This window comes from Mycolicibacterium sp. ND9-15, from assembly GCF_035918395.1.
GTDB lineage: Bacteria > Actinomycetota > Actinomycetes > Mycobacteriales > Mycobacteriaceae > Mycobacterium.
In genome coordinates, this window is sequence record NZ_CP142362.1 from 4,767,530 (window position 1) to 4,794,413 (window position 26,884).

A 26,884-nucleotide genomic window follows, 5' to 3' on the forward strand; every position below is an offset into this window, starting at 1 on the left:
ACTGGGTAATCGCGATCTTGGTCGTGGGCACCGCATTAGTCTTAGCCGTAGTTGTGGTCACCGTCGTTTTGGCGAAATCTCGCAAACCGAAACTGCAGATCGGTACGGTCCCCGGGTGGTATGCCGATCCACACGATGTGTCGATTTTGCGGTACTTCGATGGTCAGCGCTGGACAAACGACGTGCGTAGAGCGGACAACCGCACCGCCTAGCGACACACGCTGGCTAGGCCGACGAGTACCATCGAGGGAACGTCTTGGAGGGATTAAAAAATGACTGGTGGGCTGTCGTGGACACATTGGGTCATCATCATTGCCGTGTTTGTACTGCTCTTCGGCGCCAAGAAGCTCCCAGACGCGGCGCGTTCGCTCGGAAAGTCGATGCGGATCTTCAAGTCGGAGATCAAGGAGATGCAGGCCGATTCGACATCGGAGACGCCAGCTGCTGAAGACGTTCGTCGGGAGGCTCCGCCAGCGACTCCGATCGCCTCGGAGCGGGTCGACACGGGGAACCCGACGGCTCCGGAAACCCAACAGCCGTCGGACAAACGTCCGGCCTGATCATCACCGATCAACCGACCGCGGCGTGACGCCGCGTCAGTAGGCACGCCGTGCAGACCCCAGGACTGTTCAAGAAACTCGATCCTCGCCGGCGACGCTCCCGGGTCAACCCCGACGGCACGATGTCGTTGGTCGAGCACCTGCACGAACTTCGCACCCGGCTGTTGATCGCGGCGGCCGCCGTCGTCGTCACGACGATCCTCGGCTTCCTCTGGTACACCCACGGCGTCTTCGGGCTGCCCAGCCTCGGCGACTGGCTGCGTGGCCCGTACTGCAAGCTGCCCGCGTCGTCGCGTGCGACCATCGCGCCCGACGGCGAATGCCGTCTGCTCGCCACCGCGCCGTTCGACCAGTTCATGCTGCGCCTGAAGGTCGCGTTGACCGCAGGCATCGTGCTGGCCTGTCCGGTGTGGCTCTATCAGCTGTGGGCGTTCATCACACCCGGGCTGTACAAGAAGGAGCGGCGGTTCGCGGTCGCGTTCGTCACGGTCGGGGCCGCGCTGTTCGTCGCCGGCGCAGTGCTGGCTTACCTGGTGCTCTCCACCGCGCTGGGTTTCCTGTTGACGGTCGGCAGCGACGTCCAGATCACCGCGCTGTCCGGCGACCAGTACTTCGGTTTCCTGATCAACCTGCTGCTGGTATTCGGCTTCAGCTTTGAGTTCCCGCTGCTGATCGTGATGCTCAACGCCGTCGGCGTGCTGACCTACGAGCGGCTCAAGGCGTGGCGGCGGGGTCTGATCTTCACGCTGTTCGTGTTCGCCGCGCTGTTCACCCCGGGCTCGGATCCGTTCTCGATGCTGGCGCTGGCGCTAGCGCTGACGGTCCTGCTCGAGGTGGCGATTCAGATCGCACGCGTGCACGACCGGCGCAAGGCACGCCGCGCCGCGCTCGAGGACATACCCGACGACGAGGCCGCGCCGATCGGCGAGGCCGAACCCGTCGAGGCGCCCGTGCCGACCTCGGCGCGGTACGTGGTCGATGACGATGCCACCTAGCGAACTGGCCGCGTTCGCCGAGCAGTTGGCTTTTGCGCTCGACGAATTCCAGCGACGCTCCTGCGAGGCGCTGGAGAACGGGCACGGGGTGCTGGTGTGTGCGCCGACAGGCGCGGGCAAGACCGCGGTGGGCGAGTTCGCCGTGCACCTCGCGCTGACATCGGGCGGAAAATGCTTCTACACCACGCCGATCAAGGCGCTGAGCAATCAGAAGCACACCGACCTGGTGCGCCGGTACGGCCCGGAGAAGATCGGGTTGCTCACCGGCGATCAGTCGATCAACGGCGATGCCGACGTGGTGGTCATGACCACCGAGGTGCTGCGCAACATGCTCTACGCCAATTCCCCTACGTTGCACGGTCTTTCGTACGTCGTCATGGACGAGGTGCACTTCCTGGCCGACCGCATGCGCGGCGCGGTGTGGGAGGAGGTCATCTTGCACCTGCCCGACGAGGTGCGGCTGGTGAGCCTGTCGGCGACGGTCAGCAACGCCGAGGAGTTCGGCGGGTGGATCCAAACGGTGCGGGGCGATACGACGGTGGTCGTCGACGAGCACCGCCCGGTCCCGTTGTGGCAGCACGTACTGGTCGGCAAACGGTTGTTCGACCTGTTCGACTACCGCGCCACCCGCGCGAAGAAGTCGAACCGCGAACTGCTCGTCGACCCGGAGCTGTTGCGCCACATCGCACATCGCCGCGAAGCCGACCGGCTGATCGACTGGCAGCCGCGCGGCCGCAACCGGGGCAGGCCGAGCATGTACCGTCCGCCGTCGCGGCCCGATGTGATCGGCGCCCTGGACCGCGAAGGACTGCTGCCTGCGATCACGTTCATCTTCTCGCGCGCCGGTTGCGACGCCGCGGTCAAGCAGTGCCTGCGGTCGTCGCTGCGGCTGACCACCGACGAGGAACGGGCCCGCATCGCCGAAGTCGTGGACCGCCGCACCGCAGATCTCAATGACGCGGACCTGATCGTGCTGGACTATCACGAGTGGCGCGAGGGACTGCTGCGCGGACTGGCCGCCCACCACGCCGGACTGCTGCCGGTATTCCGCCACACGGTGGAGGAGTTGTTCTCCGCCGGGCTGGTGAAAGCGGTATTCGCCACCGAGACACTCGCATTGGGAATCAACATGCCCGCACGCACGGTGGTGCTGGAGCGGTTGATCAAATTCAACGGCGAGCAACACGTGCCGTTGACCCCCGGGGAGTACACGCAGCTGACCGGGCGGGCGGGCCGCCGCGGCATCGACGTCGAGGGCCATGCCGTGGTGTTGTGGACCCCGGACGTCGAACCGGCCGAGGTTGCCGGCTTGGCGTCCACCCGCACCTTCCCGCTGCGCAGTTCCTTTGCGCCGTCGTACAACATGACCATCAACCTCGTGCGACAGATGGGTCCGGCGCAGGCGCACAAACTGCTGGAGAGTTCGTTCGCGCAGTACCAGGCCGACCGGTCGGTGGTCGGGCTTCGGCGCGGCATCGAGCGAGGCGAGCGGATGCTCGAGGAGATCACGTCCGAACTGGGCGACGACTCGATCCTCGACTACGTCCGACTGCGGCTGCAGATCTCCGAGCGCGAACGCGCCCAGTCACGCGCCTCGCGATTGCAGCGCCGCAGGGCCGCCAACGAGGCGCTGGCGTCGCTGCGCCGCGGCGACATCATCACGATCACGCACGGTCGGCGCGGAGGGCTGGCCGTCGTGCTCGAACCGGCCCGCGACGAGGACGATCCGCGTCCGCTTGTGTTGACCGAACACCGCTGGGCCGGCCGCATTTCGTCCGCCGACTACTCGGGGACGTCCGCGCCGTTGGGCTCGATGCCGTTGCCCAAGCGGGTCGAGCACCGCAACCCGCGCGCCCGGCGCGACCTCGCGTCGGCGCTGAGCTCGGCGGCGGCGCGCCTCGATGTCCCGTCGACCAAGGGCAAGCGCAGCGGACCCCCGAGGGAACCCGATATCGATCCCGAACTCGCCGCGCTGCGCGAACAATTGCGGTCCCATCCCGCCCATCACCTGCCCGGCCGGGAGGAAAAGGCGCGGCTGGCCGAGCGGTACCTGCGCATCGAACGCGACAACGAACAGCTCCGGCAGAAGGTGGCCGCCGCGACGAACTCGCTGGCGCGCACCTTCGACCGGATCGTGGTTCTGCTGGTCGAACGCGGCTTCATCACCGGACCCGCAGACGATCCGAAAGTGACCGACGACGGTCGCCTGCTGGCCCGGATCTACAGCGAGAGTGACCTACTGGTGGCCGAGTCGCTGCGCACCGGCATCTGGGAAGGTCTCGACGCGGCCGAGCTGGCGGCAATGGTGTCGGCGGTGCTCTACGAAGCACGTGGCGACACGCCGGGCGGGCGCGAGGGCATGGACGTCCCCACCGGCAAGTTGCGCCGCGCGCTGAACCAGACGCGGCGGCTCTGGTCGGAGCTACGCGCCGACGAGCAGCGCCATCGCATCACGGGTAGCCGCGAACCCGACGACGGTTTCGTCGCGGCGATCTTCCAGTGGGCCACCACCGGTGACCTGACCAGCGCCCTGGCGGCGTCGGACACCACGGGCAGCGGATCTCCGCTCTCGGCGGGCGATTTCGTACGGTGGTGCCGTCAGGTGCTCGACCTCCTCGACCAAGTGCGCAATGCCGCGCCCAGCACCGCGTTGCGGGCCACCGCGAAGCGCGCGATAGGTGACGTTCGACGGGGCGTCGTCGCTGTGGACGCTGGGTGAGCGTGCCGAACGACGTGTGATCCAGACCGAGCCGGGCGACGCACGTTGGCGGCGTGTTCTCGCACGGGCGCCCTTACGCAATAAGGCCCTTTACGCAATAAGGCGGGGTCGCGCTCGGCCTGAATACGGCATTGCCGGTGCATGCGACGGTAGTGTGTTCGACAGCAAGATCTTCGATCAAGGAGTGAGATGAGCGGACCGCAGGGATCTGATCCGGCGCAGTCGTGGCCCGGCCAGCAGCCGGAACAGCCGACGGACCAGCCGTCCAGCGATCCATCGGCCAACCAGCCCTGGCAGCCGCAGGCGCAGAGCAGCGAACCGACGCAGGCGGCCCCGCAATGGCAGCCGCCTGCCTACGACCCGTCGCAGGCGCAGCAGTATCCGCAGTACCAGCAGCCGTCATATCAGCCGCCGCAGCAGTACCCGGGAGCCGAGCAGTACGGCCAGCAGGCGTATCAGCAGCCGGGCCAGTACGGGCAGCCGCAGTACGGCCAGCAGTATGGGCAACCCGGACAGCCGGGCCAGTACCAGCCGCCCGGCCAGTACGGCGAGCAGCCCGGCCAGTACGGTCAGCAGCCCGGCCAGTACGGGCAGTTCGGTCAGTATCCGCAGTACACCGCGCCGGGCGCGGAGGAGGGTTCGAAGCGCTCGCTGGCGGTGGTCGGTGGCGTGATCGGCCTGCTGGCCGCGGTGATCGTCGCGGTCGTGCTGGTGTTGGGCTTTTGGAAGCCGGGCTTCTTCGTCACCACCAAGCTCGACATCGACGCCGCGCAGTCGGGGGTGCAGCAGATCCTCACCGACGAGGCCAACGGCTACGGCGCCAAGAACGTCAAGGACGTCAAGTGCAATGACGGCCAGAATCCGACCGTCGAAAAGGGCGGCACGTTCAACTGCGAGGTCAGCATCGACGGCACCAAGCGTCAGGTGACGGTTACATTCCAGGACGACAAGGGCACCTACGAGGTCGGCAGGCCCAAGTAGCCGCTAACCGTCGAGCCCGTCGAGGGCCTTCTGCAGCCGACCGATGGACGACGTGACGCCGTAGGTTTCGGCGAGCTTGACGACCTTACGCGGATGCTCGGCGGCCAGGGGCAGCGCATCCGAGGGTGTGGACCAGTCCAGCTCGGCGTCGCTGGCGACCTTGACCACCGCACCCGCGGCCTCGATGTAATCGGCGGCCTTGAGCAGCTTGGTCCGATACGCCTTGCCCATCTTCGACTTCGGGTCGTTTGCCGCGGCCAGGATGTGCTCCAGCGAGCCGTGCTGCGCCAGCAGTGTCGCCGCGGTCTTCTCGCCGACGCCCGGCACTCCAGGCAGCCCGTCGCTCGGGTCGCCGCGCAGCAGCGCGAGTTCGGCGTAGGCCGGTCCGGCGCGGTCGAGCGGCACGCCGTACGTCTCGGCCACTTCCTTCGGCCCCCACTTGGTCGCCTTGGCCAGACCGCGGCCGAGGTAGAGGACCCGCACCGGCACCGGCTCGTCGCGCACCAACTGCAGCAGGTCCCGGTCGCCGCTGACCACCACCACCGGGTCGCGTTTCTCGCGGGCGACCAGTGTTCCGAGGACGTCGTCGGCCTCGTGCCCGGCGGCCCCCGCGGTCGCGATGCCGAACGCGTCGAGGATCTCGAAGATCATGTCGACCTGGGGGGTGAGCTCGTCGGGCACTTCCTCGACGTCCGGTTCGCCCGCGGGGTGCTCCTCGAGGACGCGGTGCGCCTTGTAGGACGGGATGAGGTCGACGCGCCACTGCGGTCGCCAGTCGTCGTCGCGGCATACCACCAGCCGGCTGGGCCGCTCGCGGGTGATCACGGTCGCCATGGCGTCCAGAAAACCGCGCAGCGCGTTGACCGGGCGGCCGTCGGGCGCGGTGATCGAGTTCGGAACCCCGAAATACGAACGGAACCACATGCTCGCGCCGTCGAGCAGGACGAGGGAAGACATGCGAGCCATCCTGCCAGTGACTCCGGGCGCGGGGTGGCGACCGCTCTGCGACCACTTCGCGGCCGCAGAACTTGCAGGCTTCACTTTCGCGGGCGAAGACAGGCCCGGATTAGCCTCATGGCATGAGCGCCGGTCGATTCAGCACTGATGTGTACGCTTCCCGCCTACGGGCCGCCGCGTCGGCCGCCACCGACGCCGCGCTCGCGGGACTGGTCATCACGCCGGGCTACGACCTTCGGTATCTGATCGGTTCGCGGGCGCAGACGTTCGAGCGGCTCACGGCGCTGGTGCTGCCGGCCGTCGGTGATCCCACCATCGTCGTGCCACGGTTGGAGTTGGCGGCGCTCAAGGAGTCTGCGGTGCCCGAACTCGGCCTGACGGTGCGGGACTGGGTGGACGGTGAGGACCCGTATGCGCTTGTCGTGCAGGCACTGGGCGGCGAGCGGCGCAAGATCGCGGTCACCGACTCGATGCCCGCGCTGCACCTGCTTCCGCTCGCCGACCTGCTCGGCACGGTGCCGGTGCTGGCCACCGAGGTGCTGCGGCGGCTGCGGATGGTCAAGGACGACGCCGAGATCGACGCGCTGCGCAAAGCGGGGGCGGCCATCGACCGCGTCCACGCCCGGGTTCCCGACCTCCTGGTTCCCGGCCGCACGGAAGCTGACGTCGCCGCAGACATAGCGGAAGCCATTGTCGCCGAAGGACATTCGGAGGTGGCATTCATCATCGTCGGTTCCGGACCGCACGGCGCCGACCCGCACCATGAATGCTCGGATCGCGAGCTGCGCCCAGGTGACATCGTGGTCGTCGACATCGGCGGGCCTTACGAGCCCGGCTACAACTCCGACTCCACCCGCACCTACAGCATCGGCGAACCGGATCCCGAGGTGGCGCGACGGTACGCGGTGTTGCAGCGCGCCCAGCAGGCCGCGGTCGAGGCGGTCCGGCCCGGCGTCACCGCCGGGCAGGTCGACGCGGCCGCGCGCGATGTACTGGCCGCCGAGGGACTGGCCGAGGCGTTCGTGCACCGCACCGGCCACGGTATCGGGCTCTCGGTTCACGAGGAGCCCTACATCGTGGCGGGAAACGACTTGCCGTTGCAGCCCGGCATGGCCTTTTCCGTCGAGCCGGGAATCTATTTCCCCGGCGAGTGGGGTGCGCGCATCGAGGACATCGTGATCGTCACCGCCGACGGCGCCTTCTCGGTCAACAACCGACCGCACGATCTGGTGGTGGTGCCGGTCCCCTAGTGCTCGCCGTCAGTCCTCGACCCTGACCAGGAGGTCCGATGAGCCCAGAACCCGCTCGACACGGACCTCGATCACGACCCGCTTCGGGTTGATCCGCGGCGTGCGGTAGCGCTGGGCGTAGCGCAGTTCGGCGTCGCGGACGGCCCCGGCTTCCGCGTTGACCTCGGCCTTTCCTTCGAGCGACAACCACCGTGCGCCGTCGACCTGGCTCAGCACCGCGACACCCTGCCGATCGGCGTTCACCGCCTTCTGGGAACCGCCGCTGGTGATGACGCGCGCGATGTGGGTGGTCGGGTCGAAGGTGAAACCGACGGCGACGACGTGCGGCGAATTGTCCGACCGCAGCGTCGTCAGCATCGCCAGGTGGCGCTCCGACAGGAACGCCAGCGCGTCGTCGGTCAGCCGGGTGGTTGCTCGGCGGCTTGGCTCGGCCATCGGGCATCACCGTAGCGCAGTGGATAATCACGGCCGTGAACGACACGGGTCCGGCACTGGTCGTGGTTTTCGGCGGTCGCAGCGAGATCGGAGTGGAGGTGGCCACGCGGCTGGCGCCGGGTGCGACGGTGCTGCTGGCGGCCCGGCGCGCGGACGACCTCGACGCCGAGGTGGCAGCGGTCCGCGCGGCGGGCGCCGCGGCCGTGTACGCGCGTGAGTTCGACGCCGACGACCTGGACTCGCACGGGCCCCTCGTCGAGTCGATCGTCGCCGAGCACGGGCCCATCGGCACCGCGGTCCTGGCCTTCGGCATCCTCGGCGACCAGGCCCGCGCCGAGAAGGACCCCGCGCACGCCGCGGCTATCCTGCACACCGACTTCGTCGCGCAGGCGGCCCTGCTGACCGTGCTGGCGGACACGATGCGCGGTGCCGGCTGCGGTGCCATCGTCGCGTTCTCCTCGGTGGCCGGTGTGCGGGTCCGACGGGCCAACTACGTCTACGGCTCCGCCAAGGCAGGCCTGGACGGGTTCTGCAGCGGGCTCGCCGACGCGCTGCACGGCTCGGGGGTGTGGCTGCTCGTGGTTCGGCCGGGGTTCGTGATCGGCCGGATGACCGAGGGCATGGCGCCCGCGCCGCTGTCCAGCACGCCGGGGCAGGTCGCCGACGCCGCCGCCCGCGCGTTGCGCAAGGGCCGCGCGACGGTGTGGGTGCCCGCGCCGCTGGCCGTGCTGGCGCTGGCGTTCCGGATGACGCCGCGGTTCATCTGGCGGAGGATGCCGCGGTGAGGATCATCGTGGTGGGAATCGGCGCCGACGGCATGCCCGGGTTGACGGCTGCTTCGCGAGCCGAATTAGCAAGGGCCACAGTTGTCTACGGATCGGAACGCCAGCTCGGGCTGCTTGACGACAGTGTGACGGCGGCCAAGCGCCCCTGGCCGTCGCCGATGCTGCCCGCGCTGCGCACGCTGCTCGACGGCGCCGACGGCGACGTGCACGTGGTGGCCAGCGGCGACCCACTGCTGCACGGCGTCGGCAGCTCGCTGATCCGGTTGTACGGCGCCGAGAAGGTGGTCGTGCTGCCGCACGTGTCGTCGGTGGCGCTGGCCTGCTCTCGGGTCGGCTGGGCGGTGCAGGACACAGAGGTGATCAGCCTGGTGTGGAGTGACCCGCACACCGCGGTGCGTCGCGGGGGACAGGCCGTCGTCATGTCCCGCGACGGCGCCACTCCCGCGACGCTGGCCGGCCTGCTCACCGACACCGGCCGCGGCGACTCCGAGATCACCGTGCTCGAGCAACTGGGCGGTCCTGCCGAGCGCCGGCGGACCGCCACCGCACGCGAATGGGCGGCGCGACCGGCGGGCGATGTCGACGACCTCAATGTGGTCGCAGTGCGCTACCTGCCCGACGAGCGGCGATTGGGGGTACTGCCCGACGAGATCTTCGCCAACGACGGGCAGATCACCAAGCAGCCGGTACGCGCGGTGACGCTGGCGGCGTTGGCGCCCCGACCCGGCCAGCTGCTCTGGGACGTCGGGGCCGGGTCGGGGAGCATCGCGATCGAATGGTGTCGCAGCGGGCCCGGTTGTCGGGCAGTGGCTTTCGAACGCGACGAGCAACGTCGCAACCGCATCACCGAGAACGTCGTCAAGTTCGGCGCCCGGGTCCAGGTGCAGGTTGATGCGCCCCAGTCGTTCGAGACCGCGTCGCCGCCTGACGCGATCTTCGTCGGCGGCGGCCTCACCCAGCCGGGCCTGCTGGAGGCGTGCTTCGGCCGGTTGCCCGTCGGGGGCCGACTGGTCACGAACGCCGTCACCGTGGAGTCTGAAGCGCTTGTCGCCCAGTGGTATTCACGACACGGCGGCGAGCTCAGGCGGTTCGAGCACCACCGCGGCGAGCCGCTGGGCGGTTTCACCGGATGGCGACCGGCGATGCCGCTGACGCAGTGGGCGGTGACCAAACGATGACCGTCTACTTCATCGGCGCGGGACCCGGTGCGGCCGACCTGATCACCGTGCGCGGTCAGCGGCTGTTGAGTCGCTGCCCGGTCTGCCTCTACGCGGGTTCGATCATGCCCGATGATCTGCTGGCGCTGTGCCCTCCGGATGCGCGCGTCGTCGACACCGGACCGTTGACTCTCGACCAGATCGTCGCCGAACTCGCCGACGCTCATGCCTCGGGCCTGGACGTGGCGCGGTTGCACTCCGGGGATCCGTCGATCTACAGCGCGTTGGCAGAGCAGTGTCGCCGCCTCGATGGTCTCGGCGTCGACTACGAGATCGTGCCGGGGGTCCCGGCGTTCGCCGCCGCCGCTGCGGTCCTGGGCCGCGAGCTCACGGTTCCCGGTGTGGCCCAGACGGTCACACTGACGCGGGTGGCCACCCTTTCGACCGCGATGCCCGACGGCGAGGACCTCCGGGCGCTGTCCGCGCCGGGAGCCACGTTGGTGCTGCATCTCGCGGCCGCGCAGATCGACGCGATCGTGCCACAGCTGCTCGCCGGTGGCTATCAGCCCGAGACCCCGTGCGCAGCAGTGGCATTCGCGTCCTGGCCGCAGCAGCAGGTGATCCGCTGCACGCTCGCGGAGGTGGCTGAGCAGACGAAAGCTGCCGGCATCACGCGCACCGCGGTGATCGTCGTGGGCGACGTGCTGGCCGCCGAGGGGTTCGCCGACAGCTACCTGTATTCGTCGGGACGGGTGCGGCGGGGACGGCACTGATGCGAATCCTGTTGCTGGGCGGCACATCGGAGGCACGCTCGCTCGCCGCACGGCTACACCCCGGCGTCACGGTCATCAGCTCGCTTGCCGGACGGGTGCCCGACCCCGCGCTGCCGGTCGGTCAGGTGCGCATCGGCGGTTTCGGCGGCGTCGACGGGCTGCGGCGTTGGCTGCTCGACGAACGGGTCGACGCGGTCGTGGACGCCACGCACCCGTATGCGGCCACGATGACCGCACATGCCGCGGCGGTCTGCACCGAGTTAGGGCTGCCGCATCTGGTGCTGGCGCGTCCGTCCTGGCCGGCCGGCGACGCGATCGTCGTCCGTAGCGATGTCGAGGCCGCGAAAACAACTGCCGCCAATGGGTTTACGCGGGTTTTCCTGACGACCGGGCGGTCGGGTGCCGCGGCGTTCAAGGACGTCGACGCGTGGTTCCTGATCCGGGCCGTCACCCCACCCGACGCAGAGGATCTGCCGGCTCGCCATCAGGTCGTGCTGTCCCGCGGACCCTACCGCTACGACGACGAACTGGCGCTGCTGCGCGAGCACCGCATCGACGCACTGGTCACCAAGAACAGCGGGGGGGCGATGACGCGGCCCAAACTGGATGCCGCCGCCGAACTCGGCATCGCGGTGGTGATGGTGGACCGCCCGCCGCTGCCCGACGGGGTGCGGACCGTCGCGTCGGTGGGCGAGGCGGCCGACTGGGTCAGCGGTAGGAGTTGATCAGTTCCAGCGTGCCCAGTTCCCGGATGGCCCGGCATCCACGGCTGAGCATGGCGAGCATCATCTCGTCGCCTCGCTCGGTCGTCGCGGCGAACGCGGTGCCCAGCGCCACGAGCAGCGGAGCCTGCACCATGCCCAGGCGGTAGTCGGTCCAGCAGGTCGCGAGGTCGTAGTCTTCGACGCCGTATCCGAGTAGCGCCCCGTGATAGTTCTCGACGAGCTCACGTTCGATCTCCGCGCGGATCGCGGGTTCCAGGCTGGTCGCGGTGAAGTACGCGAGGTCGCGCGCAGGCAGGCCGATGCCGACGGTCTGCCAGTCGACCACGGTGATCCGGGTGCGGTCAGGGTCGAACAGCATGTTGTCGAGCCGGTAGTCGCCGTGCATCAGCGCGTAGCGGTCCGGTTCGGCCATCAGCCAGTCGGTTACCGAAGCCATTGCGGCGGTGAGTGTTTCCTGGTCCTCGGCACTGATCGAGGAGCCGAGTCGGTCGATGACGATGTCGGCGGCCATCCGGCAGACGTCACCCATACCCTTGGCCGCGGCGATGTCTCCGGGCTTGGGCATGACGATCGCCGACAGGTCCATCCACTCGGACGCACACCAACTCGGGCCGTGCAACCCGGCGAGCGCCTCGACCGCGAGTCGCGCCTCGGTGGAACTGCACCCGGCGATCTGGTCGCCCTGAACCGCCGGCGCCATATCGGCCAGCAACAGCACGACATCGGTGCCGTCCTCGGAGATGTCCTGATGGAAACTGCGCGGAACGGGGATTCGCATCCGGTCTGCGATCAGCGAGTAGAACTCGACCTCCGAGCGGTAGCCCAGCGCGACCCGCTCACGCACCGCGTCGTCCTGCGCCGACAACTTGATCGCAAACGAAGCGGGCAGGTCGGCGTCCCCGCCGTACGTCGCCGAAATCCGGTACGTCGCGCCGGTCTGGCCCGTGCCGATCGGCGTGACCTCAACCGTTTCGACGTCTGCCCGCAGTACTGCTCCGAGCCACGCGGGCGTCACATCTTCGGGTCCGCGTGGAATGTTGAGAACGGATGTCACGCGCCGGACATTAACACCGCCCACCGTCGCGAGCGCTCACCCTTGTACGGAATGGTGCCCTGAAAACGTACCGGGATGAGCGCTCGCGGCTCGGGACATCCGCCCGTCAGCGCCGAGTGAGGCGCAGCCGCCAAGCCTCCGGACCGCGCTCGAGGTAGTCGACCGAGATCCTGCCCGCCGTGCGGTCGTGCAGCTGGCGTAACAGCGGCACCGGGTCGTGATGGGCGACGAGCACCAGCGCGCCACCGACGGGAACCGCATCGAACGCACCGAACACGGTCGCGTGCCGGATGGAGTGCGGCACCTCCCGCACATCGAGCACCGGCTCGTCGGCGTCTGATTCGCCGCAGCCGCACTGGTGGCCACCCTCGGCATCGTGGTGGCCGCCGAGCAGTTCGTGCATCCCGCCGAGGGCGTCGGCGAGGGAGACGTCCGGGTCGGCGGCCACTATCGGCAGGATCCGGTCGTTCTCGTCGACCAGGTGAGCCTCGAAGACCACCCGCAGCGCCTGACCAGCCGCGGCGGCGCGCACCGGTGACTTCTCGGTGCGGATCCGGTCGACCAGGCCGCCGATGACGCGGTGTATGGCGATCATCGACTCGATCAGCGGCCTGGCCCGTTCCGTTCGGGCGGCGGCGGGATACAGGCGGGCCTCTTCGGCCGCGGCGTGGGGCAGCAGCTCACCGGTCAGGAACTCGGCCGCGGCGGCCCGCGCGGCCTCGAAGCCGACGCCGAGTTCGGCTGCCGACAGCATTCCGTCGGTGAGCGCCCGCAGGTGTCCGGCGAGTTCGGCGTGATGGTTCTTGACCGTCTCGGCCGCCTCGGCATCGGCGGATGTGGACGCGACGATCACCTCGTTGACAGTCATGGTCGGGCTCCCTTCGGCTGGCTGGTACGACACCGCACAATTTACTACAATAATTTCCGTGTTAAATAGTACCCCGTCCCTCGGGCCCATCCCAGCCCCTTCCGCGACCGGCCACGTGCCGCTGTCGGGGCAGCGGCTGCGGGTGCTCGGGTATGTGCGGGGGCACGCTCCGGTCCGGACGGTGGACGCGGCGACCGCTCTCGGGCTGCATCGGAACACCGTGCGCGAGCATCTCGACGCGCTCGTCGACCTCGGTCTCGTCGAGCGCGCCACCGAACCCGCCGCCGGGCGAGGCCGGCCGGCCGCGCTGTATCGGCCGTCGGCCGCGGACCCCGCCGTGGCGGCCCGTGACTATGCGGGCCTGGCCACTGCCCTGGCCGGGCACCTCGCTCGCACCAGCGCCGACCCGGAGCGCGACGCCCGCGCCGCCGGCGTCGAGTGGGGCCGCGAGATGGCCGAGGAGATGGGCCGTAGCGACGGCCACAAACGACAGGCGGTGCTCGACGCGCTGACCCGGCTGGGCTTCGCTCCCGACGACGAGGGCGCCGAGCGGGGTGTGGCGCTGCGCCGCTGCCCGCTGCTCGACGCGGCCCGCCGCTATCCGAGCGTGGTCTGCCAGGTCCACCTCGGCATCGTCGAGGGACTGCTCGAAAGCATCGAGGCGCCCACCGGGCCGGGTCTCGATCTGATTCCCTTCGCCGAGCCCGGCGCCTGCCGGTTGTTTCTGCCCGATCCCGTCCTGAAACGCCATGACTGACAACCGGTTACCGCCACGGGCGCTGCTGCTGGTGCCCGGTGGGATTGCATTGCTGGCCGGGTTGGACGCGGGGCTGCTGCGGCTCGGGCTACCGGCGCCGGTCGAGACCGATCGGTTGTCCGAGGTGCACGGCATCGTGCTGGTGCTGGGATTCGTCGGCACCGTGATCGCGGTGGAACGTGCCGTCGCATCGGGGCGGCGGTGGTGCTATCTCGCCCCCGCGTTCCTCGGGCTGAGCGCGGTCCTGCTCGTCAGCCCGGCCCCGCGACGCCTCGCCGATACCGCTCTGCTGGCCGGGGCCGCGCTGCTGGTGGCGGTGTACGTGCCGCTGTGGCGGCGCAGCTGGGACGCGGCGGTGCTGGTGCAGGCGGCGGGCGCGGTCTTGGCGACCGGCGCGGCGCTGCTGTGGGCGGCGGGGCTGCCGACGTCGGATCTTCTGGGCTGGCTGGCCGGTTTCCTCATCCTGACCATCGCGGGGGAGCGCCTCGAGTTGGCGCGGGTCGCGATGCTCGGCACGCGGGCCGAAGCTCTGCTGGTCGCGGGGTCAGCGGCAGTGGTCGTCGGCGCCCTCGCGCAACTGCTTTGGCCGACAGCGGGTTTCGCAGTGCTCGGAGCCGCTGTACTTGGAATCACCCTTTGGCTCATGCGCTTCGATATCGCCAGGCGAACCGTCCGCACGACGGGGCTGACGCGCTATATGGCGGTATGCCTGCTCGCCGGCTATGCGTGGCTGATGGTCCCCGGACTGGCCTGGCTACTGGTCGGGCAGGTGCGATCCGGCGGCGGCTACGACGCGATCGTGCACGCGGTGATGCTCGGCTTCGTGCTGTCGATGATCATGGCGCACGCACCGGTCATCCTGCCCGCGGTGGTGCGCCGCCCGCTGCCGTACACCCCGGCGATGTACGGGCCGGTCGCCTTGCTGCACGCCTCGCTGCTGTTGCGGGTGGCGATCGGAGACGTGCGTGGCGTCGAGTGGGCCGTGCAGGCCGGGGGCGTGCTCAACATCGTGGCGGTGCTCGCGTTCGTCGGGGTTGCCGTCCACGCGGCGTCGCGTCGGCCGGTCGGGGTGTCGGCATGAACCGCGGGCGATGGCATCTGCGCGTCGGGTCGATCGTCTTCGCCTGGCTGGCCGCCATTGTCGTGGTGTCGCTCGCGCACCGGTCGCTGCCGGCATCGGGATGGCTGCTGATTCATCTCCTCGGCCTGGGGGCGGCGGGTAACGCGATCCTCATCTGGAGTCGCCATTTCACCGATGCGCTGCTGCGCAGGCCGCCCGAGTCGTCGCGAGCCGGGCAGGCTTGGCGCATCACGGCTTTCAACGTCGGCGCCGTCGCGGTGGTCGTCGGGATGCCCGCCGGGGTGTGGGCAGTGGTGCTGGCCGGTGGGATCGTGGTCGGTGCCGTGGCGCTGGCGCATGCCGTGACGTTGATCCGGCAGCTGCGCCGTGCGCTGCCCTCGCGCTTCGGCGACACCGTGCGCTACTACGTCGCCGCGGCAGCGCTGCTTTCGGTCGGCGCGGGGCTTGGCGTGGCGATGGCCGACCCGGCGTTGCCCGGTGCGATCCACGAGCGGTTCGTCATCGCCCATGCGGCAGTGAACCTGTTCGGATGGGTCGCGCTTTCGGTGCTCGGCACCTTGGTCACGCTGTGGCCCACGATGCTGCGCACCCGGATGGCCGACGGGGTCGAGGTCGCGGCCCGGCGCGGATTACCCGCGCTCGTAGGCGGATTGGGCGTAGTCGCGCTGGGCGCGATGGTGGCCTCGCCGGCGGTGACGGCCGCCGGAGCGCTCGCGTACCTCGGCGCCGCCGGTTATGTGCTGTGGCCCCATCTCGACGAGGTGCGCCGCAAGCGGCCGGCCAACTTCGCGACGTTGTCGGTGCTGTCGGGCGTGGTGTGGCTGCTGGGTTCGCTGGGTTATGCCGTCGTCGCCTTCGCCACCGCGCCGACGTGGCCGGCGGTGCTCGACCGGGCCGGCCCGCTCACCGTGGCGGTGCTTGCCGGCTTCCTGGTGCAGGTTCTCCTGGGGTCGCTGACCTATCTGACCACGATCGTGGTCGGCGGCCGCGCCGCCGCGATCGTGGCGGCCGCCGAACTGGAACGCGGCGCGCCGTGGCGGCTGGCGGTCGCCAACTTCGCACTGCTGCTGTGTGTGCTGCCGACGCCGAGCCTGGTACGGGTGGGAGCCTCGGTGTTGGTACTGGCGGCGTACACCGCGTTCCTGCCGCTGTTGGTGCGGGCGGTGTGGCAGGCACGCAAGAACCGCGATACGCCGTCGACACCGGGCCCGCCCCCGTCGGGGCCGCCGGTGCGCCACCGGCTCGGCGTCGCGGCCGCCGGGCTGGGCGTGGTGGTGTTGACCGCCGCCGGCGCGGTCGCCGCCGACCCTGCCGCGGTCGGCTTCGCCACAACGCCACCGGTGTCGGTCGCGGCCACCGGCCAGACCACCGAGGTCGAGGTGCATATCGAGGGCATGCGCTATGTGCCCGACACCATCGAAGCGCCGATCGGAAACCGGTTGGTGATAAGGCTCGTCAACACCGGTTCGGACCGTCATGATCTGGTGTTGTCGAACGGGACCAGCACCGGACGCCTCGCAGTGGGAGAAACCGCGGTGCTCGACGCCGGAGTGATCGGCGTGGACCTGGACGGCTGGTGCTCGGTGGCCGGGCACCGGCAGATGGGCATGACCATGGTGGTGCGCGCGACCGGTGCTACCGCGCCAGCCGGGACGCACTCGGGGCATCACGACACGGCAGCGGCATCGGTCACCGGTGACGACATCACCCGCAGCCTCGGCGCGACGCCGGGCCCGGGTTTCGTGCCGCGCGACCCAGCGCTGGCGGCGGCGACGCCGGACCACCGCATCACCCTGCCGGTGACCGAGACCGAGCGGGAGGTGTCGCCCAGAATCACCCAGCGGCTGTGGACATTCGGCGGCTCGGCGCCGGGGCCGACGCTGCGGGGTAAGGTCGGCGACGTCTTCGAGATCACGCTGGTCAACGACGGCACGATCGGGCACTCGATCGACTTCCATGCCGGGGCGCTGGCCCCCGACGTGCCGATGCGAACGATCCAGCCCGGCGAACGCCTGGTCTACCGGTTCACCGCGCGGCGCGCCGGCATATGGATGTATCACTGTTCGACGATGCCGATGTCGGTGCACATCGCGAACGGAATGTTCGGCGCGGTGGTCATCGACCCGCCGGACCTGCCCCCGGTCGACCGCGAATACCTGCTCGTGCAGTCCGAGTACTACCTCGGCCCGCCGGGCGGGGAAGTCGACGCCGCCAAGGTCGCCGCCGAAAAGCCCGACCTGGTGGTCTTCAACGGCTACGCGAACCAGTACGACCACGCGCCGCTGACCGCCCAAGTCGGGGAGCGGGTGCGGATCTGGGTACTGGCCGCCGGGCCGAACCGGGGCAGCTCCTTTCACGTCGTCGGCGGCCAGTTCGACACCGTATGGTCGGAGGGCGACTACCGATTGCGGCCGGGTACCGGCGGCGCGCAGGCCCTCGGATTATCCGCTGCCCAAGGCGGATTCGTCGAGCTGAGCTTCGACCAAGCAGGGCACTATCCGTTCGTCACCCACGCAATGGTCGACGCCGAACGCGGCGCTCACGGGGTCATCGAGGTCACGCCTCAACCCGGATAGCGGCGCGGTGTGAAAACCCGGTCCCCGTCGTCGGAATACCACTGCGTCTGCGAGGACCCGACAATCAGCAGGCAGCGCATATCGACGTCGGCGGGGTCCAAGTCGGCCAGGCGCACCACCTTGACCTCCTCACGGGGTCCGGACACGTCGCGGCCGATCACCACCGGGGTGCCGGAATCGCGGTGTTCGAGCAGGAGATCGCGCATCGCGGCGACCTGCCAGGTGCGGGTCTTCGACGCCGGGTTGTATATCGCCAGCACCAGGTCGGCCGCGGCGGCAGCGGTCAACCGTGTGGCGATCACGTCCCACGGCTTGAGCCGGTCCGACAGCGAGAGCACCGCATAGTCGTGGCCCAGCGGCGCGCCGACCCGGCTGGCGACCGCCTGTGCGGCGGTCATCGCCGGGATCACACGCACCGAGACCCCCGGCCACTGCTTGGCCTCTTCGAGCACCGCGGTCGCCATCGCGAAGACGCCCGGGTCGCCGGAGGACACCACCGCCACCGCCCGGCCCTCTTCGGCCAATGTGCAGGCCAACCGGGCGCGGGCGGTTTCGTCGGTGTTGTCGCTCGGATACTTGCGCTGACCGTCCCGGGCTCCGACCCGGTCGAGGTAGGGGCCGTAGCCGATGAGGTCGGTGGCCTCGGCGAGTTCGCGGCGGCACTGCGGGGTCATCCAGTCGGTGTCACCCGGTCCCAAACCCACCACCGCCACGCTGCCGGTCGTCGTCTCTGCGCGGCGTCGGCCCGGCAACATCGCCAGCGAGAAATACGGGACCGTCGCATCCTCGACCTCTCCGGCGCCCAGCACCCGTTGCCGCGGCGTGCTGGCCCGTTCGACGTAGAAGGCGTCGTCGAGCCGACCGGTCGCCGAGAGTGCTTCACGCACAGCCGGATACGACCGCCCCAGCTTGAGCAGTACCGCCGCGTCGGTGTCGGCGAGCCTGCGCTCGAGTTCGTCGGCGGGCAGCGTGCCCGGCAGGATCGTCAACACCTCGTCGCCCTGCACGAGCGGAGTCGCCACCGCCGCCGAGGCCGCGCTCACCGAGGTCACCCCCGGCACGATCACCGCGTCGAAGCGCTGGGTGAGCCGGGTGTGCATGTGCATGTAGGAGCTGTAGAACAGCGGGTCGCCCTCGGCGAGCAGCGCCACGTTGCGGCCCGCCTCCAGGTGCGCGGCGATGCGGGCGGCGGACTCCCGGTAGAAGTCCTCCATCGCGCCGGCATAGCCGCCGGGATGATCGGCGGTCTCGGTGGTCACCGGGTAGACGAGGTGCTCCTCGACCTGCCCGGGCCGCAGATACGGTTCGGCGATACCGCGGGCGATGCTGTTGCCGTGCCGCGCGCTGTGGTACGCCACGACGTCGGCGTCGCCGATGACCCGCGCGGCCTTGACCGTCACCAGTTCCGGATCGCCGGGTCCCAGCCCGACGCCCCACAAGACTCCGCGGTCGCTCATTCGCGTTCCGTCGCAATCGCGTTCACGGCCGCGGCCGCCATCGCACTGCCGCCGCGACGGCCCGTCACCACGAGATACGACATTCCGCGCGGCCGGTCGATGAGTTCCTGCTTGGACTGCGCCGAGCCGACGAAACCGACCGGTCCGCCCAGTACCGCGGCGGGCGTCGGGGCGCCGTCGTCGAGGAGCTCGAGCAGCCGGAACAGCGCGGTCGGCGCATTGCCGATCGCCAGCACGGCACCGCCGAGCCGATCGGCCCACAGGTCGACGGCGGCCGCGGACCGGGTGGTGCCGAGCCGCGCGGCGAGGTCGGCCGCGCGCGCGTCGGCCACCAGCGAGACCACCTCGTTGTCCGCAGGCAGCCGCGACCGGGTGATCCCCGCGGCCACCATCGACGAGTCGCACAGCACCGGAGCGCCGGCGACCAGCGCGGCGTGGGTCGTTCTGACCACGTCGTCGCGGTAGGCGACGTGGTCGGCGACGTCCACCTGGCCGCAGGTATGGATCAGCCGCACGACCACGCGGGCGACGTCGTCGGGGAACCGCGCCAAGTCCGCCTCGTCGCGAATCGTCGCAAACGATTGCCGGTAGATCTCCCCGGCGTCGCGGATGTAGTCGAGCACGCGATCACCCTACGGGTGCGGGTCGCGCGCCCGGTATCCGTCTCTCGTTGCCACCAGCACCTCACCGATGGGTGGACTGCCGCAGGCGCGGTCGCAGCCGACGAAATGCCGGTGACCCCCGGCCGGGTCGTCGACGGCTGCCGCGGCGTCGGCGCGGACGTCGGCCACCGAGTGCTCACAGCCCGGGCTGCCCGTGCAGGCGCTGACCGACAGCCAGGGCGAGTTCTCGTCGAACACCAGCCCGAGCGGTGCGAGCACCCGCAGCGCGACGTCGGCGACGGCCTCGTCGAGGTCGAACACGAGTACCGAACGCCACGGTGTGATCGCCATCGGCGCCTCGATCGCGGCGAGGTATTCGGCGGTGCGGGTGGGCAGCACGCCGAGCCGAACCGCCGCGCCAAGTGCGATGCGGCCGTCCGCCTGTTCGAGCCAGCCGACGGGCGCCCGGGTGACCGCAGGCCAGGTCGCCCCCGGCGCTTCGGACGGTGTCAGCCCTTCGAGAAGTATCTCCGGGCGGGCGAGTTCTTTGACGCGCCAGGCGGTTCCGCGGTCAGTGATGAATCGCCGGGCCACCGCAATCATTGTCGGCACCGCCGCATTCACCGCAATTCGGACACCGGTGTCACGGCCAGCAAGGAACAGCGCCGCTGCATCATTCGTGACGTGGACGCCGACGTCCGGGGCGAGACCGCAGATGTCGCCGCGGCCGTCGTCGATGCCGAACAGGAACCGCCCGGGCAGCGCGATCAGGTCCAGGTCGGCACGGATGGCGTTGTCGAGTTCGGTGACCAGCCCGCGGACGTCCGTGTTCGACCCGACCCGGCCGGACAGCGGCGAGGCGACGATGTTGCGCACCCGTTCGTGGGTCGCCGACGGCAGGAGACCTGCGGCGGCCACGGCGTCCGCGACCGCCGCAGTGTCCGTGACGCCGCGGATCTGAAGGTTGCCCCGCGAGGTGAGCTCCAGCGTGCCCGCACCCCAGTCGGTGGCCGCCCGCGCCAGCATCGCCAACTGCGCGGCGGTGACCATCCCGCCCGGCAACCGCACGCGCGCCAACGCACCGTCGGCCGCGTGATGCACCTGCAGCGCACCGGGGCAGGCGTCCTGGTCGCGGGTCCTGGCCACCAGTTCACGGTAGTCCGTGGGTGTCGCCCGCCAACACAGGTAGTGCCTTACGCATGCGTTGCCGATCGGCCGGTCATAGCGTCATCAACATCGCGGTCCGCGGCGGACCGGATGAGCACGGTGGGAGAGATTGACATGACCGAACTGACCACGACGCGCCGCCCGTCGACAGCACGATCCGCGACATGTCCGGCTCCGGTGGCCGCGACACCGGAACCGATTGTGATCACCGAACAGCAGGTGCGGTTCAGCACCGTCGCAGCTTTGTCGCCGGCGCCGACGACCCATTGGCACTGGGCCGTTGCGGTCCGTGTGGTGCGCGGCCTGTGGCACAGCGACCGCGAACCCGTGCGCAGACACTATCCACAGCGGTTCGCCTATCTCGAGAGCGCCTTGATGTCTCGGGAGCTGGACCGGCTGTGATCAGCTGGCCAGGTAATAGGAGCTCCTGTTCCACCGAACACTGTGCTGCAGCACAGTGATTCGGACCGGCAGCAAATCCAACGGGGCGGGCGAGTCAGGGTATCGGCACCGCGCAGGCGGCGATTGCTTCAATAACGCGGCTGGTCGGGCGTACCCTTCCCGGTAGCCGAAGGGGTCCGATGGCAGAGAAACGCGCAGTGAAGGTCGCGATCGTCGGCGCCGGTATGTCGGGCCTCTGCATGGCTGCCAAATTGCAGGATGCGGGCATCGACACCTTCACGATCTTCGAGCAAGCCGATGAGGTCGGTGGCACCTGGCGCGACAACACCTATCCCGGATTGACCTGTGACGTGCCGTCGCGGTACTACTCCTACTCGTTCCGGCCCAATCCGCAATGGTCGCGGGTCATGTCAGCGGGCCCAGAAATCCAGGCGTACTTCCAGCAGGTGGCGACCGAGCGGAATATCCGACCGCACATCCGGTTCGGCACCGAGGTCATCTCCGCCGTCTACCGGGACGGCCGCTGGTCGGTGCGCACGGCCTCCGGCGAAGACGCGTTCGATGTGCTGATCACCGCCACGGGTGTCCTTCGGGTGCCGCGCTACCCCGACATCCCCGGACTGGACATGTTCGCAGGACCGATATTTCACTCCGCGCGATGGGATCATTCTGTTCCATTGTCCGACAAGCGAATCGGGTTGATCGGCACCGGTTCAACCGGTGTGCAGATCACCGCCGCGCTCGGTGGAAACGTGCGGGGGCTGAAGATCTTTCAGCGCACGGCGCAGTGGGTGCTTCCCGCCCCGAACGTGAGGTACTCGCGATTGACCAAGGCCGCGCTGCAGCGCTGGCCGGTGATGAACAAGGTGGGCTACCGGGTCTGGCAGGCCTATGTCGAGCGGGCCACACTGGGCCGGGCCACCGTAGAACCATGTTGGCAGCGCCGTGTGCTGTCGGCGCTGTGCCGGTGGAACCTGCGCCTGTCGGTGCGTAATCCCGACATGCGGCGCAAGCTCACTCCTAGCTACGAGGCGATGTGCAAGCGGCAGATAATCGCGGGGCGCTACTACCGAGCCATCCAGAAGCCTGGGGTCGACTTGGTGACCGAGGCGATCGACCACGTCGAGCCCACTGGTGTGGTGACATCGGACGGCGTCTTGCACGAACTCGATGTGCTAGTACTGGCCACCGGATTCGACAGCCATGCCTACATGCGACCGATGCAGATCGTCGGCGAGAACGGGGTTACGCTCGAGAAAGCCTGGCGCGATGGACCGCGGGCGTACCGTTCGGTTGCACTACCGGGCTTTCCGAACCTGTTCATGCTGATGGGGCCGCATTCGCCCGTCGGCAACCAGTCACTGGTGATCATCGCCGAGAGCCAAGCGGACTACGCGCTGTGGTGGATCGACAAGATCCGCGGCGGTCACGTCGTTGCGGCCGCACCCACTGAAACGGCGACCAAGCTGTACAACGACGAAATGAAAGCCGCAATGCCGCAGACGATTTGGGTAACGGGCTGCAACAGCTGGTATCTCGGGAAAGACGGCCTGCCCGAACTCTTCCCGTGGCGACCGGTGCGGCACCGCGAACTGCTGAGCACACCCGAGCCCACCGACTTCGAGGTCCGCGCGGGCTGAAAGTGACGGCCGTCACATCGGAGTCCAAGTGATCTCTTCCACACAAGATGGTCAGAAATGCCCGCTGACGTCGTATTTTCGAGTTACTGCACGCGTGTGTAGTAAGCGATGTCAGGAAGGAACGACGATGTTCGAACTCATCGTTTTCGGTGTTCTTCTGGTCGTGCTCATCGCGGCCCTCGGGTTGCCGTACCCGCAGAGCACCTACGGCCGGTGGAACCGCCGGTAGATTTCCGCACGTTCGTTGCGCGTCGAGCGTGCGCAAAGCGCGGAAAATCAGCGGCGTGTCCTCTCCAGACACGCACCGTCGCGGGAAGGAACGGGCCGTGGGGTAGTAATGGGGGGTGCCGGATCCCGTCGTACTACTCCTGTCGACCTCTGACACCGATCTGATCACCGCCCGGTCGAGCGGCGCCCGGTACCGGTGGGCCAACCCGTCTCGGCTGGTCGACGGCGAACTCGGCGATCTGCTGCGCGCCGCCGACATCGTGGTGGTGCGAATCCTCGGCGGCTACCGCGCCTGGCAGGACGGCATCGACGAGGTGGTCGCCAGCGGGGTGCCCGCGGTCGTCGTCAGCGGCGAGCAGTCGCCAGACGCGGAACTGATGGGTCACTCGACCACACCCGCGGGGGTGGCGCTGCAGTCGCACGTCTACCTGGCCCAAGGCGGGGTATCGAACCTGCGCAACCTGCACGCGTTCCTGTGCGACACGCTGTTGATGACCGGCTTCGGCTTCTCACCGCCGGAGAGCACGCCAACATGGGGCGTCGTGCACCGGGACGGTGCTCGCGACGGCGGACCGACCGTGGCGGTGCTGTACTACCGCGCACAGCACCTCGCGGGAAACACCGCCTACGTCGAGGCGTTGTGCGATGCGATCGAGGACGCCGGTGCGCGCGCCGTACCCGTGTTCTGTGCGTCGTTGCGCACCGCCGACGCGGAGCTGCTCGACCTCCTGGGCACCGCCGACGCGCTCGTCACCACCGTGCTCGCGGCAGGCGGGGCCACGCCGGCCGCCGTGTCGGCCGGTGGTTCCGACGACACCTGGAACGTCGCGCACCTGGCGGCTCTGGACGTCCCGATCCTGCAGGGATTGTGCCTGACGAGTTCGCGGGCGCAGTGGCAGAACAACGACGACGGGCTCTCGCCCCTCGACGTCGCGACGCAGGTCGCGGTGCCGGAGTTCGACGGGCGCATCATCACGGTGCCGTTCTCGTTCAAGGAGATCGACGACGAGGGGCTCGTTTCCTACGTGCCCGATCCCGAGCGCTGCGCACGTGTCGCCGGCCTTGCCGTGCGGCACGCGCGGCTGCGTGCCGTCCCGATCGCGGACAAGCGGGTCGCAGTGGTGTTCTCCGCTTATCCGACCAAGCACGCCCGCATCGGCAACGCCGTCGGCCTCGACACCCCGGCCAGCGCGGTCGCGTTGCTGCGCGCGATGCGTGAGCACGGCTACCGGATCGACGACATCCCCGGTGTCGATGCATGCGATGGTGACGCGCTCATCCACGCGCTGATCGAACGCGGCGGCCAGGATCCCGACTGGCTCACCGAAGGGCAGCTCGAGGGCAACCCGATTCGGGTGCCGGCCAATGACTACCGCGAATGGTTCGCCACACTGCCCGCCGAGCTGACCGACGCGGTCGTCGAGCACTGGGGCCCGCCGCCGGGCGAGATGTTCGTCGACCGCAGCGCCGACCCCGACGGCGAGATCGTCATCGCGGCCCTGCAGGCCGGCAACGTCGTGCTGATGGTGCAGCCACCGCGCGGGTTCGGGGAGAAGCCGGTGGCCATCTATCACGACCCGGATCTGCCGCCCAGCCACCACTATCTGGCCGCGCACCGGTGGATCGAGTCGGTGTTCGGCGCGGACGCGGTGGTGCACCTCGGCAAGCACGGCAACCTGGAGTGGTTGCCGGGCAAGACGCTTGGCATGTCGGCGGGGTGCGGTTCGGACGCCGCGCTGGGCAATCTGCCGTTGATCTACCCGTTCTTGGTCAACGACCCGGGTGAGGGCACGCAGGCCAAGCGCCGCGCGCACGCCACCCTCGTCGACCATCTCATCCCGCCCATGGCCCGCGCCGAAACCTACGGCGACATCGCGCGTTTGGAGCAGCTGCTTGACGAGCACGCCAACGTCTCCGCGCTGGACCCCGCCAAGTTGCCCGCGATCCGCCAGCAGATCTGGACGTTGATGCGTGCCGCGAAGATGGACCACGATCTCGGCCTGGAGGAACGGCCCGAGGAGGACTCCTTCGACGACATGCTCCTGCACGTCGACGGCTGGCTGTGTGAGATCAAGGACGTCCAGATCCGCGACGGGCTGCACATCCTCGGCCAGACCCCGGCCGGTGAGGACGAACTCGACCTCGTGCTCGCGGTGCTGCGGGCCCGCCAGTTGTTCGGCGGCGAACACACGGTGCCCGGCCTGCGGCAGGCGCTCGGTCTGGAAGAGGACGGTAACGAGGAGCGCACCGCCGTCGACGCCGCCGAGGCGCAAGCCCGTGAACTCGTGGCCGCACTGCAGGATTCCGGCTGGGATCCCGATGCGGTCGACACGCTGACCGACAACGCCGACGTCGCCGCGGTACTCCGGTTCGCGGCCACCGAAGTGGTGCCCAGGCTCGCGGGTACGGCCGACGAGATCCCGCAGATCCTGCGGGCGCTCGACGGGCACTTCATCGCTTCCGGCCCATCGGGGTCGCCGCTGCGCGGCCTGGTCAACGTGCTGCCCACCGGGCGCAACTTCTACGCCGTGGACCCCCGCGCGGTGCCATCCAAGTTGGCGTGGGAAACCGGTGTGGCGATGGCGGATTCGCTGCTGGCCCGCTACCGCGACGACCACGGAGACTGGCCCCCGTCCGTCGGCCTGTCGGTGTGGGGCACCTCGGCGATGCGTACCGCCGGTGACGACATCGCCGAAGTGCTCGCGCTGCTGGGTGTCCGGCCGGTCTGGGACGAGGCCTCGCGGCGGGTGGTCGACCTCGAACCGATCGCGCTGGCCGATCTCGGCAGGCCGCGCATCGACGTCACCGTGCGCATCTCGGGCTTCTTCCGTGACGCCTTTCCGCACGTCGTCACCATGCTCGACGACGCCGTCGCGCTCGTGGCGGCCCTCGACGAACCGGACGAGGGGAACTACGTGCGCGCGCACGCGCGAGCCGACCTCGCCGAGCATGGTGACGAGCGTCGTTCCACCACAAGGATTTTCGGTTCCAAGCCCGGAACCTACGGCGCCGGACTGCTGCAGCTGATCGACAGCCGCAACTGGCGCGACGACGCCGACCTGGCCGCCGTGTACACCGCGTGGGGTGGATTCGCCTACGGTCGCGGGCTGGACGGCGCGCCCGCAGCCGACGACATGAGCCGGCAGTACCGCCGAATCGCGGTGGCCGCCAAGAACACCGACACCCGCGAACACGACATCGCCGATTCCGACGACTACTTTCAGTACCACGGCGGCATGATCGCCACCGTGCGGGCCCTGACCGGAAAAGATCCCGCCGCCTATATCGGCGACAACACCCGTCCCGACGCCGTACGCACCCGCACCCTGAGCGAGGAGACCACCCGGGTGTTCCGCGCCCGCGTCGTCAACCCACGGTGGATCAACGCGATGCGCAGGCACGGTTACAAGGGTGCGTTCGAGATGGCCGCCACCGTCGACTACTTGTTCGGCTACGACGCGACCGCAAAGGTGATGGCCGACTGGATGTACGAGCGATTGTCGGCCGAGTACGTGCTGGACGACGAGAACCGCAAGTTCATGGCCGAATCGAACCCGTGGGCCCTGCACGGGATGGCCGAGCGACTGCTGGAGGCCGCCGACCGCGGCATGTGGGCAGCGCCCGAACCGGCGACGCTGGACGGCTTGCGCCAGGTGCTGCTGGAGACCGAGGGCGACCTGGAGGGCTGACTGCAGCGTCGACAGGGCGGTCGTCT

The 26,884-nt window shown here is 69.3% G+C and carries 23 protein-coding genes; 16 read left to right on the forward strand and 7 right to left on the reverse strand.

The genetic code is table 11. The features are described from left to right. Positions 1-137: 137 nt before the first annotated feature. From QGN32_RS24340 to QGN32_RS22585, 5 genes are all read left to right on the forward strand, one after another. Entirely contained in the window at positions 138-212 is a 75-nt protein-coding gene (locus QGN32_RS24340) for a DUF2510 domain-containing protein (RefSeq protein ID WP_442791860.1), read from the forward strand. 60 nt (positions 213-272) lie between these two features. Further along, a complete protein-coding gene (gene tatA, locus QGN32_RS22570; protein WP_326546388.1) occupies positions 273-560 on the forward strand; it encodes a Sec-independent protein translocase subunit TatA in 288 nt (95 codons plus the stop codon). A 50-nt stretch (positions 561-610) separates the two neighbouring features. Then, positions 611-1,555 carry a twin-arginine translocase subunit TatC gene (gene tatC, locus QGN32_RS22575; protein ID WP_326546389.1) on the forward strand — a complete coding sequence of 315 codons (945 nt, stop codon included), beginning with the start codon at positions 611-613 and terminating at the stop codon, positions 1,553-1,555. Further along, the gene (locus QGN32_RS22580; protein ID WP_326546390.1) at positions 1,539-4,274 is read left to right on the forward strand and encodes a DEAD/DEAH box helicase; all 2,736 of its coding nucleotides are present in this window, start codon (positions 1,539-1,541) and stop codon (positions 4,272-4,274) included. The genes tatC and QGN32_RS22580 overlap by 17 nt, the downstream gene beginning before the upstream one ends. 189 nt (positions 4,275-4,463) lie before the next feature. After that, on the forward strand, positions 4,464-5,255 hold the full coding sequence (locus tag QGN32_RS22585; protein WP_326546391.1) for a DUF4333 domain-containing protein: 792 nt from the start codon (positions 4,464-4,466) through the stop codon (positions 5,253-5,255). 3 nt (positions 5,256-5,258) lie between these two features. Here QGN32_RS22585 and QGN32_RS22590 read toward each other — a convergent pair whose 3' ends face one another. Beyond that, positions 5,259-6,221: a 5'-3' exonuclease gene (locus tag QGN32_RS22590; RefSeq protein ID WP_442791751.1), complete on the reverse strand. Its 963-nt coding sequence runs from the start codon at positions 6,219-6,221 to the stop codon at positions 5,259-5,261. A 113-nt stretch (positions 6,222-6,334) separates the two neighbouring features. Here QGN32_RS22590 and QGN32_RS22595 point away from each other — a divergent pair, with 113 nt between their 5' ends. Continuing rightward, positions 6,335-7,462 (forward strand): M24 family metallopeptidase, encoded by a 1,128-nt coding sequence (locus tag QGN32_RS22595; protein WP_326546393.1) that lies wholly within the window; start codon positions 6,335-6,337, stop codon positions 7,460-7,462. Between the two features lie 9 nt (positions 7,463-7,471). On the opposite strand, the gene QGN32_RS22600 is transcribed toward QGN32_RS22595, so the two are convergent. Beyond that, positions 7,472-7,897, reverse strand: a complete 426-nt coding sequence (locus tag QGN32_RS22600; protein WP_326546394.1) for a F420-dependent biliverdin reductase — start codon at positions 7,895-7,897, stop codon at positions 7,472-7,474. 35 nt (positions 7,898-7,932) lie between these two features. On the opposite strand from QGN32_RS22600, the gene dprE2 reads away from it, so the two are divergent. From dprE2 to QGN32_RS22620, 4 genes are read left to right on the forward strand one after another with little or no spacing between them, the layout of a single operon-like run. After that, the gene (gene dprE2, locus QGN32_RS22605) at positions 7,933-8,682 is read left to right on the forward strand and encodes a decaprenylphospho-beta-D-erythro-pentofuranosid-2-ulose 2-reductase (RefSeq protein ID WP_326546395.1); all 750 of its coding nucleotides are present in this window, start codon (positions 7,933-7,935) and stop codon (positions 8,680-8,682) included. A 32-nt stretch (positions 8,683-8,714) separates the two neighbouring features. Then, positions 8,715-9,860, forward strand: coding sequence for a precorrin-6y C5,15-methyltransferase (decarboxylating) subunit CbiE (gene cbiE, locus QGN32_RS22610; RefSeq protein ID WP_326549214.1), 1,146 nt, complete (start codon positions 8,715-8,717; stop codon positions 9,858-9,860). Then, complete coding sequence (gene cobM / locus QGN32_RS22615; protein WP_326546396.1) at positions 9,857-10,612, forward strand: precorrin-4 C(11)-methyltransferase; 756 nt, start codon at positions 9,857-9,859, stop codon at positions 10,610-10,612. Before cbiE ends, cobM begins: the two co-directional genes overlap by 4 nt. After that, positions 10,612-11,337, forward strand: coding sequence for a cobalt-precorrin-6A reductase (locus QGN32_RS22620; protein ID WP_326546397.1), 726 nt, complete (start codon positions 10,612-10,614; stop codon positions 11,335-11,337). The genes cobM and QGN32_RS22620 overlap by 1 nt, the downstream gene beginning before the upstream one ends. Here the strand turns inward: QGN32_RS22620 and QGN32_RS22625 are convergent. Together QGN32_RS22625 and QGN32_RS22630 are read right to left on the reverse strand one after the other, a co-directional pair. Next, complete coding sequence (locus QGN32_RS22625; RefSeq protein WP_326546398.1) at positions 11,321-12,391, reverse strand: phosphotransferase family protein; 1,071 nt, start codon at positions 12,389-12,391, stop codon at positions 11,321-11,323. The genes QGN32_RS22620 and QGN32_RS22625 overlap by 17 nt on opposite strands. Positions 12,392-12,497: 106 nt before the next feature. Next, positions 12,498-13,259 carry a DUF2249 domain-containing protein gene (locus QGN32_RS22630; RefSeq protein ID WP_326546399.1) on the reverse strand — a complete coding sequence of 254 codons (762 nt, stop codon included), beginning with the start codon at positions 13,257-13,259 and terminating at the stop codon, positions 12,498-12,500. A 58-nt stretch (positions 13,260-13,317) separates the two neighbouring features. Here QGN32_RS22630 and QGN32_RS22635 point away from each other — a divergent pair, with 58 nt between their 5' ends. From QGN32_RS22635 to QGN32_RS22645, 3 genes are read left to right on the forward strand one after another with little or no spacing between them, the layout of a single operon-like run. Further along, a complete protein-coding gene (locus tag QGN32_RS22635; protein ID WP_326546400.1) occupies positions 13,318-14,016 on the forward strand; it encodes a helix-turn-helix transcriptional regulator in 699 nt (232 codons plus the stop codon). Further along, positions 14,009-15,097 carry a DUF8744 domain-containing protein gene (locus tag QGN32_RS22640; RefSeq protein ID WP_326546401.1) on the forward strand — a complete coding sequence of 363 codons (1,089 nt, stop codon included), beginning with the start codon at positions 14,009-14,011 and terminating at the stop codon, positions 15,095-15,097. Before QGN32_RS22635 ends, QGN32_RS22640 begins: the two co-directional genes overlap by 8 nt. Continuing rightward, a complete protein-coding gene (locus QGN32_RS22645) occupies positions 15,094-17,673 on the forward strand; it encodes a multicopper oxidase domain-containing protein (RefSeq protein ID WP_326546402.1) in 2,580 nt (859 codons plus the stop codon). The genes QGN32_RS22640 and QGN32_RS22645 overlap by 4 nt, the downstream gene beginning before the upstream one ends. Here QGN32_RS22645 and QGN32_RS22650 read toward each other — a convergent pair. The 3 genes from QGN32_RS22650 to cobG are packed head-to-tail and all read right to left on the reverse strand — an operon-like array spanning position 17,661 to position 20,878. Further along, on the reverse strand, positions 17,661-19,130 hold the full coding sequence (locus tag QGN32_RS22650; RefSeq protein ID WP_326546403.1) for a precorrin-2 C(20)-methyltransferase: 1,470 nt from the start codon (positions 19,128-19,130) through the stop codon (positions 17,661-17,663). The two genes, QGN32_RS22645 and QGN32_RS22650, sit on opposite strands and share 13 nt — an antisense overlap. Further along, entirely contained in the window at positions 19,127-19,753 is a 627-nt protein-coding gene (locus QGN32_RS22655; protein WP_326546404.1) for a precorrin-8X methylmutase, read from the reverse strand. Before QGN32_RS22655 ends, QGN32_RS22650 begins: the two co-directional genes overlap by 4 nt. A 9-nt stretch (positions 19,754-19,762) precedes the next feature. Continuing rightward, positions 19,763-20,878, reverse strand: a complete 1,116-nt coding sequence (gene cobG / locus QGN32_RS22660; protein WP_326546405.1) for a precorrin-3B synthase — start codon at positions 20,876-20,878, stop codon at positions 19,763-19,765. Between the two features lie 135 nt (positions 20,879-21,013). On the opposite strand from cobG, the gene QGN32_RS22665 reads away from it, so the two are divergent. The 3 genes from QGN32_RS22665 (at position 21,014) to cobN (ending at position 26,858) form a co-directional block, all read left to right on the forward strand. Then, positions 21,014-21,301: a hypothetical protein gene (locus QGN32_RS22665; RefSeq protein WP_326546406.1), complete on the forward strand. Its 288-nt coding sequence runs from the start codon at positions 21,014-21,016 to the stop codon at positions 21,299-21,301. Between the two features lie 179 nt (positions 21,302-21,480). Beyond that, a complete protein-coding gene (locus tag QGN32_RS22670; protein WP_326546407.1) occupies positions 21,481-22,941 on the forward strand; it encodes a flavin-containing monooxygenase in 1,461 nt (486 codons plus the stop codon). Between the two features lie 344 nt (positions 22,942-23,285). Beyond that, complete coding sequence (gene cobN / locus QGN32_RS22675) at positions 23,286-26,858, forward strand: cobaltochelatase subunit CobN (protein ID WP_326546408.1); 3,573 nt, start codon at positions 23,286-23,288, stop codon at positions 26,856-26,858. Positions 26,859-26,884: the final 26 nt, after the last annotated feature.

Excerpts from the sequence above, each read along its gene's own strand:
- tatA (WP_326546388.1), top strand. The coding sequence starts at position 273 with ATGACTGGTGGGCTGTCGTGGACACATTGGGTCATCATCATTGCCGTG.
- QGN32_RS22580 (WP_326546390.1), top strand. The coding sequence starts at position 1,539 with ATGACGATGCCACCTAGCGAACTGGCCGCGTTCGCCGAGCAGTTGGCT.
- QGN32_RS22585 (WP_326546391.1), top strand. The coding sequence starts at position 4,464 with ATGAGCGGACCGCAGGGATCTGATCCGGCGCAGTCGTGGCCCGGCCAG.
- QGN32_RS22590 (WP_442791751.1), bottom strand. The coding sequence starts at position 6,221 with ATGGCTCGCATGTCTTCCCTCGTCCTGCTCGACGGCGCGAGCATGTGG.
- QGN32_RS22595 (WP_326546393.1), top strand. The coding sequence starts at position 6,335 with ATGAGCGCCGGTCGATTCAGCACTGATGTGTACGCTTCCCGCCTACGG.
- QGN32_RS22600 (WP_326546394.1), bottom strand. The coding sequence starts at position 7,897 with ATGGCCGAGCCAAGCCGCCGAGCAACCACCCGGCTGACCGACGACGCG.
- cbiE (WP_326549214.1), top strand. The coding sequence starts at position 8,715 with ATGCCCGGGTTGACGGCTGCTTCGCGAGCCGAATTAGCAAGGGCCACA.
- cobM (WP_326546396.1), top strand. The coding sequence starts at position 9,857 with ATGACCGTCTACTTCATCGGCGCGGGACCCGGTGCGGCCGACCTGATC.
- QGN32_RS22620 (WP_326546397.1), top strand. The coding sequence starts at position 10,612 with ATGCGAATCCTGTTGCTGGGCGGCACATCGGAGGCACGCTCGCTCGCC.
- QGN32_RS22630 (WP_326546399.1), bottom strand. The coding sequence starts at position 13,259 with ATGACTGTCAACGAGGTGATCGTCGCGTCCACATCCGCCGATGCCGAG.
- QGN32_RS22640 (WP_326546401.1), top strand. The coding sequence starts at position 14,009 with ATGACTGACAACCGGTTACCGCCACGGGCGCTGCTGCTGGTGCCCGGT.
- QGN32_RS22645 (WP_326546402.1), top strand. The coding sequence starts at position 15,094 with ATGAACCGCGGGCGATGGCATCTGCGCGTCGGGTCGATCGTCTTCGCC.
- QGN32_RS22650 (WP_326546403.1), bottom strand. The coding sequence starts at position 19,130 with ATGAGCGACCGCGGAGTCTTGTGGGGCGTCGGGCTGGGACCCGGCGAT.
- QGN32_RS22665 (WP_326546406.1), top strand. The coding sequence starts at position 21,014 with ATGACCGAACTGACCACGACGCGCCGCCCGTCGACAGCACGATCCGCG.
- QGN32_RS22670 (WP_326546407.1), top strand. The coding sequence starts at position 21,481 with ATGGCAGAGAAACGCGCAGTGAAGGTCGCGATCGTCGGCGCCGGTATG.